This window comes from Azospirillum oryzae, assembly GCF_900177515.1.
GTDB lineage: Bacteria > Pseudomonadota > Alphaproteobacteria > Azospirillales > Azospirillaceae > Azospirillum > Azospirillum oryzae_A.
On the sequence record NZ_FXAK01000007.1, the window covers coordinates 2,753,279 to 2,768,511 of the forward strand.

Below are 15,233 nucleotides of genomic sequence, written 5' to 3' on the forward strand. Positions count from 1 at the left end.
GGATAGAGTGGGGTACTCATCAGGAAATCGATACCCAACACTTACGCGAAGTGTCACCCGCCCGTCAAAACCAAAGCTGCCATAGTGCAACAGAGCTTGGACATTTCTACAGGCGATGCAACGGAGACACATGGTGATGACCATGGGCATATCATGGTATTCATTCAAGTCGCGGTTGCAGCAAAACAAAGCACACAATCCGGGTTTTCCGTTCCGCAGAGTAAGAGCGTTGGATTTATCTGCGTTCTTTGTCACACCACTTGCGGCCTGGGATTGCAAGCTTGATCGGAAATCCGACCTCAGGTCGCTTTTGTGCAGTGCAGGAACGCGGCAAGGGCATGGCTGTGCCCTGGAATGGAAAGGCGGCGGCCGGGCCGGTCGGATTTATACTGCCAATACAAGTGGGGCCAACGCGGCTGGGGATGCCGCCCCGATCGGCACCGCATGGTCGTACACCCCCCGACGATAACGGCAACGCTCACAAATTGGGCAGGAATCACGCCATGGCTCTCAAGGACTTCCTGGTCGTCGTCGATGATACGCCCGCGTCCGCGGCACGTCTCGACCTTGCGGCGCGGATCGCGACCCGGTGCGATGCGCATCTGACCGCCCTCTATGCCTTCACCGACATGGTGTTCCCCGGCTATATCGAAGCCGAAATCCCGCAGGAGTTGCGCGACAGCCGCCGGCAGAGCCGCAAGGACCAGACGGACCGGATGGCGGCGGCCTTCGACGACGCCATGCGCCACCATGGCCTGACCGACCGGTCCGAATGGCTGGCGCAGGAAGGCGATCCGACCATCACCGCCGCGGTTCGCGGCCGTTATGCCGACCTGATCGTGGTGGGCCAGCCCGATCCGGAGCGCGACCGCGACCAGCCCGTCGCCCAGCCGGCCGACCTACTGTTCGAATGCGGCCGGCCGCTTCTGGTCGTGCCCTATGCCGGCCGCTTCGCCACCATCGGAGAGCGGATCCTGGTCGGCTGGAACGGCAGCCGCGAGGCGGCCCGCGCCGTCGGCGACGCCCTGCCCCTGCTGACCGCCGCCAAGCGCGTGGTGGTGATGGCCGCCAATCCGAAGCCCGGCATGGACGGCCTGGGCGACGAGCCCTGCGCCGACATCGCCCGCCACCTGTCCCGCCACGGTTGCCGCGTCGAGGCGACCCATGTCGCCACCGACGTGGTGGAGCCGGGCGACACCCTGCTGAACATGGCGGCCGACGAAAGCTGCGACCTGCTGGTGATGGGCGCCTATGGCCGCTCCCGGTTCCGCGAACTGGTGCTGGGCGGCATGACCCGCTTCATGCTGCGGCACATGACGATTCCGGTGCTGATGAGCCATTGAGGACGATTCGGCTTCGAATGCCCCCACCCTAACCCTCCCCCTCTTCGAGGGAGAGGGAACAGCCGCCGCTTCGCAAACTCACCCTCTCCCGCCCAAGGCGGGGGAGGGAGGGGGCATCGTTTCCACGTCCGTGGGGTTAAGCGACCGCCCCTCCCCCGAGTCCCTCCGCAACCAGCGCGAGTCGCCCCCTCGCCGCCCGTGGGGAAAAGCGACCGGCACCCTTTTCCACCCCGTTCACTGTGGGGAAAAGCGTCGGAATCGTGGGGAAAAGCGGCGCGACTCGGGCTTTCCCCATGGGGATAAGCGGCGACTCAACTAATAAGTCTAACAACTAACCGTCGACTAGCACGGTCGCCTAACCCCACATTGACTCCACCGCCCGCCGCTCACCAGGATGCCACAACATCCGGGTGAGGCTGCCATGGGCGACATACACAGGCTGGTGATCGAACATGGCCGGGACAAGGCGCGCGCCCTGGTCCGGCCGGAGGAGCGGACGCTGGTGGACATCGCCGCCGACATCCTGGCGGACGAGAACCAGCATCTCGGAATCACCTACAGCGGCTTCTGCCTGACCAGCCTGCCGCACAAGAAGCTGGCGGACGACGTTCCCTGGGAAAAGCGCGGCCATCAGGTGACGCTGCTGGTCGAACCGGGCCGTCTGAAGGTGAACGGCAAGATGAAGCTGTTCGGCGTCCCCTATGGCGCGCGGGCGCGCATGATCCTGATCTATCTGCAGACCCAGGCGGTGCGCACCGGCCGCCGCGAGGTCGAACTGGGCCGGTCCATGCGCGACTGGCTGACCCGGATGGGGATCAGCGTCGGCGGCGAGACCTTCCGCGGCTTCCGCGAGCAGTCGCTGCGCATTTCCGCCTGCACCTTGAAGTTCTTCTGGGACGGCGAGGACGCCGACGTGTTCGAGAAGGGCGGCATCGTCAAGCGCGGCCTGATCTTCCACGACGATCTCGGCGACGACCGCCAGGGCACGCTGTGGAACGACGTGGTGCAGTTGGACGAGACCTTCTTCCAGGCCCTGCGCGACCACCCGGTGCCGCTGCTGGAGGAGGCAGTGCGGCAGTTGAAGGACCGTTCGCTCAGCCTCGATCTCTATGTCTGGCTGGCCTACCGGCTGCATTCGCTGAGCCGGCCGCAGCCGATCTCCTGGCCGTCGCTCTATGCCCAGTTCGGCGCCGGCTACGACCAGATGAAGCATTTCAAGCCGCGCTTCGTCCAGGCCCTGCAATATGCGCTGGCGGCCTATCCGGATGCCAAGGTCGAACCGGCCGATGACGGCGTCGTGCTCCATCCCAGCCGCCCGCCCATCGCCCGCCTGCTGGCGTGAGCGCCGTGGGGTTAAGCGACCGGTGGATGTCAGCTTGCGAATGCCCCCTCCCCAACCCTCCCCCTCTTCGTGGGAGAGGGAGTCAGTCGCAAAGCGGCGGCAGTCCCCTCTCCCACCGAAGGTGGGGGAGCGTTAGGGAGGCGGCATCGTGCAGCCCCACGACAGTCCCCCGGTCGCTTTCCCCCACACCCTTCAATCCATTGACGCACGTCATTGGGCCGCCCTCCCCCTCCCCCTATGATCGCCGTCAGTTCCCGAACCGGAGAGGTCTTGCCTTGGACGCGCTGTCGCTGCTGGATGCCGGACTGAACCAGTGTGCCGTGGTCATCGACCGCGACGGTGGGCTGCTGCTGGCCCTGCTGACCGCCGGGCTGGTCGGCGGCACCACCCATTGCACCGGCATGTGCGGTCCCTTCGTGCTGGCCCAGGTGTCGGCGCGGCTGGAGCGGGTGCCGCTGTCGGCGATGTCGGAGTTCCGGCGCCTGACCGGAGCCGCCGTGCTGCCCTACCATGCCGGCCGGGCGTCGACCTATGCGCTGATCGGCGCGCTGTCGGCCTCGGTCGCCGGCCATGTCGGGGCGCTGCCCGGCCTGCGCTGGCTGTCGGTCGCGTTGCTGGCGCTGGCGGCGCTGTTCTTCCTAGGCTATGCCGCGCGCAGCGTCCTGTCCTGGTTCCCCAAGCTCCCGTCCTTGGGCGGCAACGGGCTGCAGCGCTGGTGGGGCGACCGGGTGTCCGGCGTCGCCCGGCCGCTGTTCGGCAATCCGACGGGCTGGCGCGGCTATGGGCTGGGTGTGGCGCTGGGCTTCATTCCTTGCGGGATGCTCTATGGCGCCATCGCGGTCGCGGCGGCGAGCGGCAGCGCGCTGACCGGCGCGCTGGGCATGGCCGCCTTCGCGCTCGGCACGGTGCCGAGCCTGCTGGCGGTCGGGCTGGCCGGCCATATCGCCGGCCGCACCTGGCGGACCGCCGTCGCCCGCGTCGCCCCGGCGATCATGCTGGTGAACGCCGGGGTTCTGGGCTGGATGGCCTGGAAGCTGGTTGCGTAAACCTGCCTCACGCCACCGGTTAGTGGATACCGCCGCCCTTCAGCGCGTCGCCCAGCGGGATCTGTCCGCTGCCGGGCTTCAAGGGCTGCTGCTGGCTTTCATGCGGCGACCAGCCGGCGAGATAGAGCACCTCGAAGGTCACCGGGATGCGCCCGTCCGGCTCGGCATAGAGTTGGGCATAGCGCTGGGCCGCGTCGAACAGCATGGACCGGGTTGCCGGAACCTTGCGACGGGCGAGCACGGCGTTGGTCTCGCCCATGCCGCGCAGTTCGCGCATCAGGGCGAAGGCGTCGGAGTAGGTCACGGTGATGACGTCGCTGTCGACCACCGGCAGGGCGAAGCCGGCACGTTGCAGCAACCCGCCAGCGTCCTTGATCTCGGCGAAGGGCGACACGCGGGGGGATACGCCGCCCGACACCTCCATCTCCGCCTCGAAGAGGCAGCGGCGCAGTTCGGCCAGCGTCTGGCCACCGAGCATGGAGGCACAGAAGAATCCATCCGGCTTCAACGCCTGCCGGATCTGCACCAGGGCGCCCGGCAGGTCGTTGACCCAGTGCAGGCTGAGATTGCTGACCACAAGATCGAAGCTGCCGGGGGCGAAGGGCAGGAACTCCTCGTCAGCGGCGACGGTGGGGTTGCCCGGACCGCCGGCGGCACGCGCGAAGTCCGGCGACAGGTCGCAGGCGACCAGCCGTTCGATCCCCTTGCGGCCTTTCAGGATGCGCCCCATCGCCCCGTCGTGGCAGCCGACGTCGAGGGCCAGCGGGAAGGGGCGGATCACGTCCTCCAGCCGGTCGGCCAGGCGGTCGGCGATCTCCTCGAACAGGAAGGCGTGGTCGGTGAATTCGGCGACGGCGCGGTCGCGGCGGCGGCGGACCAGCGCGCGGTCGAAGACGGTCATGCTGTCGGGGCTTGTCATGCCCGCACTATACCCCAGCCCGGCGGCACGACAACCGTGCTACACTCGCAGCCCAGATACCTTCTTCAAATCACCTTCGCCACGCCACCCCACGCACAGGCATTGGAATGGGCATCGACGAAGCCATCGCCGTCAGCCACGAAGCGCTGATGGTCATCCTGAAGATTTCGCTGCCGCCGCTGGGCATCACCGCCGTGCTGTCGGCCGGGCTGATGCTGTTCCAGAGCGCCACCAACATCAACGAGTCGTCGCTGCAGCAGGACACCAAGTTCTTCGCGACGCTGGTGATCCTGTTCGTCACCGGCCCGGCCATCTATCTGGCGCTGCGCGACTACACCGGCGTGATCTTCGAACGCATCGCCATGCTTCAGTGACCGGGGCGGCGGCGATGCAGCCATCCGCGATCCTGTCCGGACTGGGCCGCACCGCGGCAGGCGCGGCGACCCTGCTGCTCGACGCGCTGCTGCCGCCGCGCTGCCTCAGTTGCGGCGAGGCGGTGGACCGCCAGGGTGGCCTGTGTGCGGCCTGCTGGGTCAAGCTGACCTTCATCGCCCCACCGCTCTGCGCCTGCTGCGGCCTTCCCTTCGAGTATGAGGCGCAGGAGGGCACGCTGTGCGGCTCCTGCATGGCCTCCCCGCCCCCCTTCGCTCGCGCCCGCGCCGTCCTGGCCTATGACGACGGCAGCCGGCCGCTGGTGCTGGGCTTCAAGCATGGCGACCGCATCCATGCCGCCAAGGCCTACGGCGTCTGGCTGGCCCGCGCCGGACGGGAACTGCTGGAGGATGCCGACCGGCTGCTGCCGGTGCCGCTGCACCGTGCCCGCCTGTTCCACCGCCGCTACAATCAGGCGGCCCTGCTGGCGCAGGCGCTGTCGCGCCACTGCGGCGTCCCCGCCGTCCCGGACCTGCTGCAACGCCACCGGTCTACCCCGACCCAGGGCGGGCTGGACCGTCAGGGCCGCCACCGCAACGTCAAGGGCGCCTTCCGCCTGCGGCCTGGACAGTCGGTGACCGGTCAGCGTCTGGTGCTGATCGACGACGTGATGACCACCGGGGCGACGCTGGCGGAATGCGCACGGGTCCTGCGGCGGGCCGGGGCGGCCCGGGTCGACGTGCTGACGCTGGCGCGTGTGGTGCATCGCTGACGCTTGAAAAGGGGCGTGCCCGGCGACGCTGACCGGCGCTCAGCGCGGATTGCAACGTCTGGCGCCTCCCGCAGGTTGATCCTATAGTTTCCCCACCTGCAACAGGAGCCCAGTGGCATGGCCGACGTCGTCATCTACACCACGCCCTTCTGTCCCTACTGCATGCGGGCCAAGAGCCTGCTCGACGGCAAGGGCGTGACATACGAGGAAATCGACCTTTACGCCCAGCCGGGCCGCCGCAGCGAGATGATCGAGCGGTCGGAGGGCCGGACCACCGTCCCGCAGATCTTCATCGACGGGAAGCCCTATGGCGGCAGCGACGACATCCACGCGCTGGATCGTGCCGGCAAGCTGGACCCGCTGCTCGGCATCGCCGCATGAGCGACGGCGCGGCTTCGGACCTCGTTGGCGGCGGCACGCTGAAGGCCGCCTGCGTCCAGGTGAATGCGGGGACGGAGCTTGAGCCGAACCTGCGGGCGGCGGGCGACCTCGTCCGCCGCGCCCGCGACGCCGGGGCGGATTTCATCGCCTTGCCGGAGAATGTCGGCTGGATCGTCCAGGGCCGCGCCAAGACCATGGAGCGCGTCCGCACCGAGTCGGAGCATCCCGGCATCCCCTTCTTCGCCGATCTGGCGCGGGAGACCGGTGCCTGGATTCTCGGCGGCACCCTGCATGTCCTGCTCGACGACGGGCGCGCCGCCAACCGCAGCTACCTTTTCGATGCCAGGGGGCGGGTCGTCGCCTCCTACGACAAGATCCACATGTTCGACGTCACGCTGAAGGACGGCGAATCCTATCGCGAATCGGCGACCTTCCAGCCGGGCGAGCGGGCGGTGGTGGCGGCCAGCCCCTGGGGCGGCATCGGCATGACGGTCTGTTACGACGTGCGCTTCGCCTATCTGTACCGGGCGCTGGCCCAGGCGGGGGCGTCGATCCTGACCGTGCCGGCCGCCTTCACCGTGCCGACCGGCCGGGCCCATTGGCACACGCTGCTGCGCGCCCGCGCCATCGAAACCGGCTGCTTCGTCGTTGCCCCGGCCCAGACCGGCAGCCACGACCAGGGCCGCCAGACCTACGGCCATTCCCTGCTGATCGCCCCCTGGGGCGAGGTGCTGGCCGACGCCGGCACCGATGTCGGCTTCATCACCGCCGACCTCGACCTCGACCGCGTGGCGGAGGCCCGCGCCATGGTGCCGTCGCTGACCCACGACCGCGGCGTCGCGGTGGAGCGCCTCGGGTTCTGATCTCTCAGCGCCCGTCCTGCGTCAGCCGAAGCCACGCCATGGCGGTGGTCAACGCGATGCCGAAGGCGCCGTCGGGCCGCACCGGCAGATCGAGGTCGCGGATCATGCTGTCCAGCCGCAAATCGACCGCCTGTTTGGACATGCTGCGGAGCTTGCGGGCGTAATAGAGACTGGAAACCTCCGTCCGCTCGTCCGACAGCGATCGCCCGGTCAGGCGCTCGGCCATGGCGACGGAGAAGTCGAGATAGTAGCCCACCAGCGGACGGTCGCCGATGAAGGCGTGCAGCAGGTCGCCGGCCTCGGCCAGCCCGGTATCGCAACCGGGATGGAGCAGCAGCGCGCTGCCGGTCAGGATGCGGGGGCCGCGGATGCGGATGGCGGCGAAGGCCAGAGGCGTTGCGGCCTCCGGATCGAAGCTGGTCGCCTCGCAATGGATCGCCACGCGTTCGCGCCGGTCGGTGTCGCCGTGATCGGGATGTCCCATCGTCGCCGCCTCAATGATTCAGGCGGAAATGGTGGGCGATCAGCTCCTTGAAGCTTTTCACCAGCGCCAGGCAGTCCTTGAACTGGTCGCGGTCCAGCTTGCCCAGCCGGTCGGGGTGGACGAGGTTGTCGATCGCCAGTTCCGCCCCTTCCTCCCCTCCTTCGTTTTCTTCCGGCAGATCGACGCGCGCCTTCAGGCGGATGGTCGACAGGATGGTGAAGGCCTCCACCAAATCGGCGGCCATCTTGCGGTCCAGCGCCCCCAGTTCGGCCAGCACCTGGATGCGCTCCACCGTGTTGGTCTCCGCCCGGTGCTTTTCCAGCGCCAGCGCGCGGACGCCATGGACGATGGGGAAGATGCCGGCCTTCTTGATGTCGACCGGCTCCGCCCGGCGCCGTTCGAACAGCGCGGCGAACAGGCCGCTCGGCGTGTCGAAGGACAGGGTCGGCCGGGCGAACTGGGTGAAGAACATCTGGTTGTCCTGCAGGCGGCTCAGCAGATAGTCCTTCGCCTCGGCCAGCAGGGTGGCGTCGCCGGCCACCGGAGCGGCGTCGTAGAAGATGGCGAGGTTCATCTGCGCCGCCTCGTCCGGGCGGTGGACCCAGTTGAACAGCGCGTCCTTGTAGCCGGCGAGCGGCCGGGTCCACTCCGGATTGGAGACCATGATGTTACCGGGACAGGGGGGATAGCCGAACTCGACCAGATGGCGGGTGAAGTCGGCGGCGATCCTCGGCAGGTCGGGGCAGTCGAAGCCGTCGCGCAGGATCAGGCCGTTGTCCTGGTCGGTCTTCAGCAGCTGTTCGCCGCGCCCCTCGCTGCCCATCACGATCAGGCAGCTGTTGGCCAGCAGCTCCGGCGGGGCCAGCAGCTCGAACAGCTTGCGGAAGATGCGGCGGTTCAGCTCGGTCACCAGATCGGCGATGAAGGCGACCTTCACGCCGGTGGCATGCAGGGTGCGGATCAGCTCGACGATGGAGCGGCTGGCCCGGCGGAGGTCGGCGGGATCGGTGGCATGCTCCACCTGCAGCCCGATGACCTGGGAATGGTTGGACAGCACCGCCAGCAGGTCGCTTTGCCCCAACAGCCCGACGATGGCGCCATTCTCCGTCACCACGATGCGGCGCACCGCATGCTTGGTCATCAGCACCAGCGCGTTGAACAGCAGGTCGTCGCGGTCCAGCGTCAGCAGGCCGTAGCGGGCGAGCGGCCCGACCGGGTCGGTCACCGGCCTGCCGTCCAGCACCACCAGATCGCGCAGGTCGGTGCCGGTCAGGATGCCGGTGGTGCCATCCGCGCCGCGCACCAGAACGCTGCTGGCGCGGTTCTGCCGCATCGCCTCGGCCGCGTCGCGCAGGCTGGCGGCGGCATCGACGAACAGCGGCGGGTGAAGATAGGCCTGCCGGATGCGGGCCATGGTCAGCGCCGCCATCTCGCGGTTGGAGCGCAAGGCAGCCAGATCGCGCATGCGCTGGGCGAAATCGCCGAGGATGGCGGTTCCGAAGGCGGGATTCTCGGCGGCCAACGCCTCCAGCGCCGCGCGCGGGATCAGGTGGCAAACGCAGTCCTCCGCCGCGACGAAGCGGCGGGCGCCGGTCACGCCGGCTCCGTCCCCCGTGGTGGCGTACAGCGCCTGCAAGCCGAACCGGTCGCCCGGACCATGGACTGCCGCAACCTCGCCACCGCGGCGTTCCTGCACGGCGCCGCGCAGCACGACATAGAGCGCGTCGGCCGGTTCCTCCCGGCTGAGGATGACGGTGTCGCGCGGATAGAGCGCGATGTCGAGCGCACCGGCCAGCGCCACGCGCTGCCCCTCCGTCAGCAGGTCGAAGGGAGGACGCCCGAAATCGAAGTCCGGAGAAGCGGTCGGCATCGCATGCTGCACGGGCGGACTCCGTCGGGAGATGGCAGGGTCGGGAGATGGCTGATCATGAAAAAAGCGCCCCCGGATCGGGTCCGGAGGCGCTTTTCAGGATACACCCGCCGGGCGGGACGCCGGAAGCGGGTGCGACATTTGGCGGCGTGGTTCGGTCACCGCCCGCACTTGGCCCCCCGGGTTCAGGCTTGCCCGAGGGGGGGAAGGGATGCGGTGCGAGACGCGATCCCTTCCTTGGTTCTTCTTAGTGGGCGGACGCACCCTCGGCACCCAGGCCGGTCTGCGACCGGATGTACTGGGCTTCGAAGTCCTTGCGCTCCTTCTGGGCCTGCGCGCTGTTGTCGGTGATCGAGAAGAACCAGATGCCGGCGAAGGACAGCAGGATCGAGAAGAGGCCCGGGTTGTCGTACGGGAAGATGGCAGTCGGGTTGCCCAGCACGGCCTTCCACACGGTCGGACCCAGAACCAGCAGGACGATCGCCGAGATCAGGCCCAGGCCGCCGCCCAGCACCGCACCGCGGGTGGTCATCTTGCTCCAGAACATCGACATCAGCAGGATCGGGAAGTTGGCCGAAGCGGCGATGACGAAGGCCAGGCCGACCATGAAGGCGACGTTCTGGTTTTCGAAGGCGATGCCCAGCACGATCGACAGGATGCCGATGGCGACGGTGGTGATCTTCGAGACGCGGATTTCGTCCGCCTCGTTGGCACGGCCCTTGGCGAAGACCGAAGCGTAGAGGTCATGGGAGACCGCCGAGGCACCGGCCAGCGTCAGACCCGCGACCACCGCCAGGATGGTGGCGAAGGCGACCGCCGAGATGAAGCCGTAGAACAGGTCGCCGCCGACCGCATGGGCGGTGTGGATGGCCGCCATGTTGGTGCCGCCGATGACGTTGGCGATCACCGCCTTGGCGCCGGCCGCCGGGGCCGCCGTCAGGAACGGATAGGCGCCGTTGGCGTCGGGAGCCAGGATCATCAGGATGGCGCCGAAGCCGATGATGAAGGTCAGGATGTAGAAGTAGCCGATGAAGCCGGTGGCGTAGAAGACCGACTTGCGGGCTTCCTTGGCGTCGGCGACGGTGAAGAAGCGCATCAGGATGTGCGGCAGGCCGGCGGTGCCGAACATCAGCGCCATGCCCAGCGAGATCGCCGAGACCGGGTCGGTGACCAGGGCGCCCGGCGACATGATCGCCAGACCCTTCGGGTGGGCCTCGACGGCGGCCTTGAACATCGCCTCGGGGCTGAAGCCGAACTTTGCCAGGATCATGAAGGCCATGAAGGAGGCGCCGGACAGCAGCATCACCGCCTTGATGATCTGCACCCAGGTGGTCGCCAGCATGCCGCCGAAGGTCACGTAGCCGATCATCAGCACGCCGACGATGATGACGGCGACCATGTAGTCGAGGCCGAACAGCAGCTGGATCAGCTTGCCGGCGCCGACCATCTGGGCGATCAGGTAGAAGGTGACGGTCGCCAGCGAGCCGCAGGCCGACAGCGTGCGGATCGGCGTCTGCTGGAAGCGATAGGAGGCGACGTCGGCGAAGGTGTACTTGCCGAGGTTGCGCAGCCGCTCGGCCACCAGGAACAGCACGATCGGCCAGCCGACCAGCCAGCCCACCGAATAGATCAGGCCGTCGAAGCCCGAGGCGTACACCAGACCGGCAATGCCCAGGAAGGACGCGGCCGACATGTAGTCGCCGGCGATGGCGAGGCCGTTCTGGAAGCCGGTGATGCCGCCGCCGGCGGCGTAGAAGTCCTTGGCCGACTTGGTGCGGCGGGCCGCCCAGTAGGTGATGCCCAACGTGAACAGCACGAAGGCCAGGAACATCAGGATGGCAGACCAGTTGGTCGCCTGCTTCTGCACGGCGCCGCCGATGGCGTCGGCCAGGACCGTGGTGGGAACCAGCGCGCCGGCGGCTGCCGCCGCAGCGGCGACCGGAGCGGCGAAACGGGTGGTGGCGCGCATCACTTCGATTCCTCCAGGATCTGGCGGTTCAGCTCGTCGAATTCGCCGTTCGCCCGGTAGACATAGATGCCGGTCAGGATGAAGGCGGACACGATGGTGAAGACGCCGACCGGAATGCCCCAGGTCGTGACGCCGGAGCCGATCGGCGTGCCCAGGAACGATTTCCCGAACGCCACCAGCAGGATGAAACCGAAATAAATGACCAGCATGGCAATCGACAAAGTCCAGGCAAAGGCGGACCGTTTCGCCACCAGCTCCTGGAACTTCGGATTGTTCAAAATCCGTTGTGCGTTTTGATTCATGTGCGTCCCCTCATCGAGTGCCGGCAATTTTTCGGCTGTCCTTCAGAGCCCCGTCTGCGGGACAGTCCGGCATTTGCCGTCCGGGCGGTCGCGTCCGGGTTTCTCCCCGTAATTCGTACGCCCTTGACCTGCCCAATTGTTTGATACAGATCATTGTTGGGCGCACCCCCTACCTTGGTCGATGGGACGGCGGGCCGGTCGGGGACGATCCCCCGGAAACCCAGGCTTGGGCCGGGCTGTGGCGGGATATGGAAAAGGCGCCCCCGTTTCCGGGTGCGCCTTGCAAACCGTCAGCTTTTCAGATGGTTTCGTTCGGAATCAGTGCCGCGGCCACGGTCGCGCGGCCGCTGCCATCCTCAGGAATCGGTGCGCGGGATCCACGGAATGCGGTGAAATGTCACACCCTCCTCGTTGAGTTCGGCGACCTCCTCGTCCGACGCCTCACCATAGATGCCGCGCGGGTCGGACTCGCCGTAATGGATGCGCCGCGCCTCCTCGGCGAAGCGGTCGCCGACATAGTCGCAGTTCTTTTCCACGCTGCGCCGCACCTCGGTCAGCTGCCGCATCACCTCGGCCACCGCCTCGCGCTGGGCGTCGTTCAGGCTGGGCGGCAGGGCGGCGACGACATCGGCGGCGTTCGGCAGAGGGACAGGGGCGGGGATCGGCGCGGGAAGGGCCGTGGGCACGGCGTTGGCCGGGGCAGCGGACGGCGGGGCGTTCGCCGCCACCGCTTCGGCCTGTTCGCGGGCGCGGTCGGCGGCCCTGGCGACTCCCTTAGCGATGCGCGGGGCCATCGGCGCCTTGCCGACGACGGTGTCGCCGCAGATCGGACAGGCGATCTGGTGCGCCGCCGCCTGTTCGTCATAGGCGGCGCCATTGCGGAACCACGCTTCGAACTGGTGGTCGGCCGAGCATCTCAACGCGAAGAGGATCATATCCCCACAAGCCCCAAACTAACCCGCAGCAGGAAGGACAGGCCCCGGTACGCCGGTCCGGGTAGCGGCGCGACTCGGGGAATCGCCCTAATTCAGCACGGCGGGGCCGCGCCGTCAAACGCCGGACGGGCCTGTCCGACCCGGCTCCTGTGATATCGTTCCCGCAAACGCCGAAGAAAAGTCCGCGAAGGGAAATCCGACCATGCCGACGCCGCATCCGCTTTCGCCGCCTTCCCCCTGGGTGGAGCGCTTCGCCCCGCTGGTGCGCGCGGGCGGCCCTGTGCTCGACCTCGCCTGCGGCGGCGGGCGGCACCTGCGGCTGTTCCACCGGCTTGGTCATCCGGTGGTGGGGCTGGACTGCGACCTTGGCGGCGTCGCCGACCTGGAGGGCACCGCCGGCATCACCCTGATCCAGGGTGATCTTGAAAGGTCCGATCTGGAAACCGCCGATTCGGCAGGTCGCCTCGGCCCCCTGCCCGCCGACGCCCGCTTCGCCGGGATCGTCGTCACCAACTACCTGCACCGGCCGCTCTTTCCCGCCCTGCTGGCGGCGCTGGAGCCGGGCGGCGTGCTGATCTACGAGACTTTCGCCGACGGCAACGCCCGCTTCGGCCGCCCCTCTTCCCCCGACTTCCTGCTGCGCCGCGGCGAGCTGCTGGAGGCCGTACGCGGCGTGCTTCAGGTGGTCGCCTTCGAACAGGGCGAGGTGTCGGCGCCGAAGCCCGCGGTGGTGCAGCGGATCTGCGCCGTCGCCGGGGACGATCCGCTGCCGCTCTGAGTCATCCTTACTCGTCGACCTCGCTCTCCGCCGGCTTCTGCTCTCCGCGGATGCGGCGGCGGCGGTCGGCGTTGCGCATGATCTGACGGCCGTGGCGGTGCTGGGCCGGTGCCTCCAGCGGACCGCCGGGACGGACCGGGCGCTCGGCGAAGCGGCCGAGCGAGATCATGCGGTCATACATCACCAGCGCCCCGGCGACGCCGACATTGATGCAGAAGGACATCGGGATCTTCACCACATGGTCGCAGCGCGCCAGCAGGGCGGGCGACAGGCTGTCGCGCTCCGGCCCCAGCACATAGGCGGCGCGCGACGGGTGGCGGAAGCTCGGCAGTTCCACCGCGTCGTCGGTCAGTTCCACCCCGACCAGCATGCAGTCCCTGGGCAGGGTGAAGTCGGCGACCCGCTCGTGGATATAGAGCGGCAGGTGCAGCGTGGCGCCCGAGGTGTCGACCAGCTTCGTCTCCCGCAGATCCGGTTCCGGATCGATGGCGAAGAAGAAGGAGGCGCCGAAGGCATGGGCTGTGCGCATCAGGTTGCCGACATTGCCCGGCTTGCTGATCCGCTCCACCCCTATTCCGAAATAACCACGCATGAAGAACCCGCACATTCCGAGGTAAGGATAACCGGGCGGGAGCTTGCCGCCACCGCCCGCCCGAGGCAAGCTTGCCGGCATGACCCCAGACCATACTCACGACCATTCCTCCTGTTGCGGCGGCGGTGACCACCACCACCACGACCAGTCGCATCATCAGGCGGCCGAGGGCCGCGCCGACCTTTCCGGCCCGGCTGAAAGTCCGATCACCGTCGAGGTGACGCGCGGCAGCCTGGTGGAGTCGGTCCACCGCGCCCGCGCCTGCATCGTCGATGCCGGCGGCCATGTGCTGGCGCGCTGGGGCGACATCGACGCACCGGTCTTCCCACGCTCCGCCATCAAGTCGCTGCAGGCGATCCCGCTGGTGGAAAGCGGCGCGCTCGACTCCTTCGGGCTGGGAGATGAGGAGCTGGCGCTCGCCTGCTCCTCCCACAATGGCGAGGCGCGCCACACCGAACTGGTGCGGTCCTGGGCGGAGCGGGTCGGGCTGACGCTCGACGACTACGAATGCGGCGCGCAGATCCCCTACGATCCCGCCACCGCCGAGGATCTGGTCCGCCGCGGCGAGGCGCCGACCGCCTTCCACAACAACTGCTCCGGCAAGCACAGCGGTTTCCTGACCACGGCGAAGCACAAGGGCGAACGGCTGAAGGGCTATGTCCGCTACGAGCACCCGGTGCAGCAGCGTATCCTTGGCGTGATGGAGCAGATGACCGGCCAGGACCTGTTCGGCGCCCCCTGGGGCGTCGACGGCTGTTCCATCCCCACCATCGGCATCCCGCTGGGCGCCATCGCCTATGCCATGGCCCGCATCGCCGACCCGGTCGACCTGCCCGACGCGCGGGCCGAGGCGGTCACCCGCATCGCCGCCGCCTGGGGCAGGCACCCCTTCCTGATCGGCGGCACCGGCACCTTCGACACCGCGCTGATGGAAGCCGCCGACGGCGCCGTCCTGGTCAAGGGCGGGGCCGAGGGGGTCGGCTGCGCCGTGATCCCGGAGCAGGGCATCGGCATCGCGCTGAAGATCGAAGATGGCGCCGCCCGCGCCCGCGAGGTGGCGCTGGCAGCCCTGATCCGCTCGACCAGGGCGCTGACCGACGCCCAATGGGCGCGGGTGCCGCAACTGCTGACCACCCCGCTGCTGAACCGCGCCGGCACGCAGGTGGGCGAGGTGCGGCCGGCAGCGGGGTGGCCGGGCTGAGGCGCTGCAAGGATCGCCACCGAACGGCTGTCATTGGGCGGGCGCGGTGCTATGGTCGCCGCGC

At 68.3% G+C, this 15,233-nt stretch carries 16 protein-coding genes; 9 read left to right on the forward strand and 7 right to left on the reverse strand.

Annotation, left to right across the window (positions count from 1 at the left end):
* Positions 1-503: 503 nt before the first annotated feature.
* From B9N97_RS25550 to B9N97_RS25560, 3 genes are all read left to right on the forward strand, one after another.
* Positions 504-1,343 carry a universal stress protein gene (locus tag B9N97_RS25550; RefSeq protein ID WP_085090459.1) on the forward strand — a complete coding sequence of 280 codons (840 nt, stop codon included), beginning with the start codon at positions 504-506 and terminating at the stop codon, positions 1,341-1,343.
* 421 nt (positions 1,344-1,764) lie between these two features.
* Complete coding sequence (locus tag B9N97_RS25555; RefSeq protein WP_085090460.1) at positions 1,765-2,685, forward strand: replication protein RepA; 921 nt, start codon at positions 1,765-1,767, stop codon at positions 2,683-2,685.
* 275 nt (positions 2,686-2,960) lie between these two features.
* Positions 2,961-3,731: a sulfite exporter TauE/SafE family protein gene (locus B9N97_RS25560; protein WP_085090461.1), complete on the forward strand. Its 771-nt coding sequence runs from the start codon at positions 2,961-2,963 to the stop codon at positions 3,729-3,731.
* 19 nt (positions 3,732-3,750) lie between these two features.
* Here B9N97_RS25560 and B9N97_RS25565 read toward each other — a convergent pair whose 3' ends face one another.
* A complete protein-coding gene (locus B9N97_RS25565) occupies positions 3,751-4,650 on the reverse strand; it encodes a methyltransferase domain-containing protein (RefSeq protein WP_085090462.1) in 900 nt (299 codons plus the stop codon).
* Between the two features lie 107 nt (positions 4,651-4,757).
* On the opposite strand from B9N97_RS25565, the gene B9N97_RS25570 reads away from it, so the two are divergent.
* The 4 genes from B9N97_RS25570 to B9N97_RS25585 all read left to right on the forward strand — a co-directional run bounded on the left by B9N97_RS25570 (position 4,758) and on the right by B9N97_RS25585 (position 7,038).
* Positions 4,758-5,024 carry a flagellar biosynthetic protein FliQ gene (locus B9N97_RS25570; protein ID WP_085090463.1) on the forward strand — a complete coding sequence of 89 codons (267 nt, stop codon included), beginning with the start codon at positions 4,758-4,760 and terminating at the stop codon, positions 5,022-5,024.
* Positions 5,025-5,038: 14 nt separating this feature from the next.
* Complete coding sequence (locus B9N97_RS25575; RefSeq protein WP_085090464.1) at positions 5,039-5,794, forward strand: ComF family protein; 756 nt, start codon at positions 5,039-5,041, stop codon at positions 5,792-5,794.
* Positions 5,795-5,911: 117 nt separating this feature from the next.
* The gene (gene grxC, locus B9N97_RS25580; protein WP_014248998.1) at positions 5,912-6,175 is read left to right on the forward strand and encodes a glutaredoxin 3; all 264 of its coding nucleotides are present in this window, start codon (positions 5,912-5,914) and stop codon (positions 6,173-6,175) included.
* Entirely contained in the window at positions 6,172-7,038 is an 867-nt protein-coding gene (locus B9N97_RS25585; protein WP_085090465.1) for a carbon-nitrogen hydrolase family protein, read from the forward strand. The genes grxC and B9N97_RS25585 overlap by 4 nt, the downstream gene beginning before the upstream one ends.
* A gap of 4 nt (positions 7,039-7,042) precedes the next feature.
* Here B9N97_RS25585 and B9N97_RS25590 read toward each other — a convergent pair whose 3' ends face one another.
* From B9N97_RS25590 to B9N97_RS25610, 5 genes are all read right to left on the reverse strand, one after another.
* A complete protein-coding gene (locus B9N97_RS25590; protein WP_085090466.1) occupies positions 7,043-7,522 on the reverse strand; it encodes a 3'-5' exonuclease family protein in 480 nt (159 codons plus the stop codon).
* Between the two features lie 10 nt (positions 7,523-7,532).
* Positions 7,533-9,404, reverse strand: a complete 1,872-nt coding sequence (locus B9N97_RS25595) for a DUF294 nucleotidyltransferase-like domain-containing protein (RefSeq protein ID WP_085090467.1) — start codon at positions 9,402-9,404, stop codon at positions 7,533-7,535.
* Between the two features lie 235 nt (positions 9,405-9,639).
* Positions 9,640-11,361, reverse strand: a complete 1,722-nt coding sequence (locus tag B9N97_RS25600; protein WP_085090468.1) for a cation acetate symporter — start codon at positions 11,359-11,361, stop codon at positions 9,640-9,642.
* Positions 11,361-11,663, reverse strand: a complete 303-nt coding sequence (locus B9N97_RS25605; RefSeq protein WP_063635501.1) for a DUF485 domain-containing protein — start codon at positions 11,661-11,663, stop codon at positions 11,361-11,363. Before B9N97_RS25605 ends, B9N97_RS25600 begins: the two co-directional genes overlap by 1 nt.
* Before the next feature lie 356 nt (positions 11,664-12,019).
* On the reverse strand, positions 12,020-12,598 hold the full coding sequence (locus tag B9N97_RS25610; protein WP_085090469.1) for a DUF1178 family protein: 579 nt from the start codon (positions 12,596-12,598) through the stop codon (positions 12,020-12,022).
* 202 nt (positions 12,599-12,800) lie between these two features.
* Between B9N97_RS25610 and B9N97_RS25615 the strand changes: the two genes are divergently transcribed.
* Positions 12,801-13,376, forward strand: a complete 576-nt coding sequence (locus B9N97_RS25615) for a class I SAM-dependent methyltransferase (protein WP_085090470.1) — start codon at positions 12,801-12,803, stop codon at positions 13,374-13,376.
* A gap of 7 nt (positions 13,377-13,383) precedes the next feature.
* Here B9N97_RS25615 and B9N97_RS25620 read toward each other — a convergent pair whose 3' ends face one another.
* The gene (locus B9N97_RS25620) at positions 13,384-13,968 is read right to left on the reverse strand and encodes an RNA methyltransferase (RefSeq protein WP_085090760.1); all 585 of its coding nucleotides are present in this window, start codon (positions 13,966-13,968) and stop codon (positions 13,384-13,386) included.
* A gap of 79 nt (positions 13,969-14,047) precedes the next feature.
* On the opposite strand from B9N97_RS25620, the gene B9N97_RS25625 reads away from it, so the two are divergent.
* A complete protein-coding gene (locus B9N97_RS25625) occupies positions 14,048-15,169 on the forward strand; it encodes an asparaginase (protein ID WP_085090471.1) in 1,122 nt (373 codons plus the stop codon).
* The last annotated feature ends 64 nt before the right edge of the window (positions 15,170-15,233 follow it).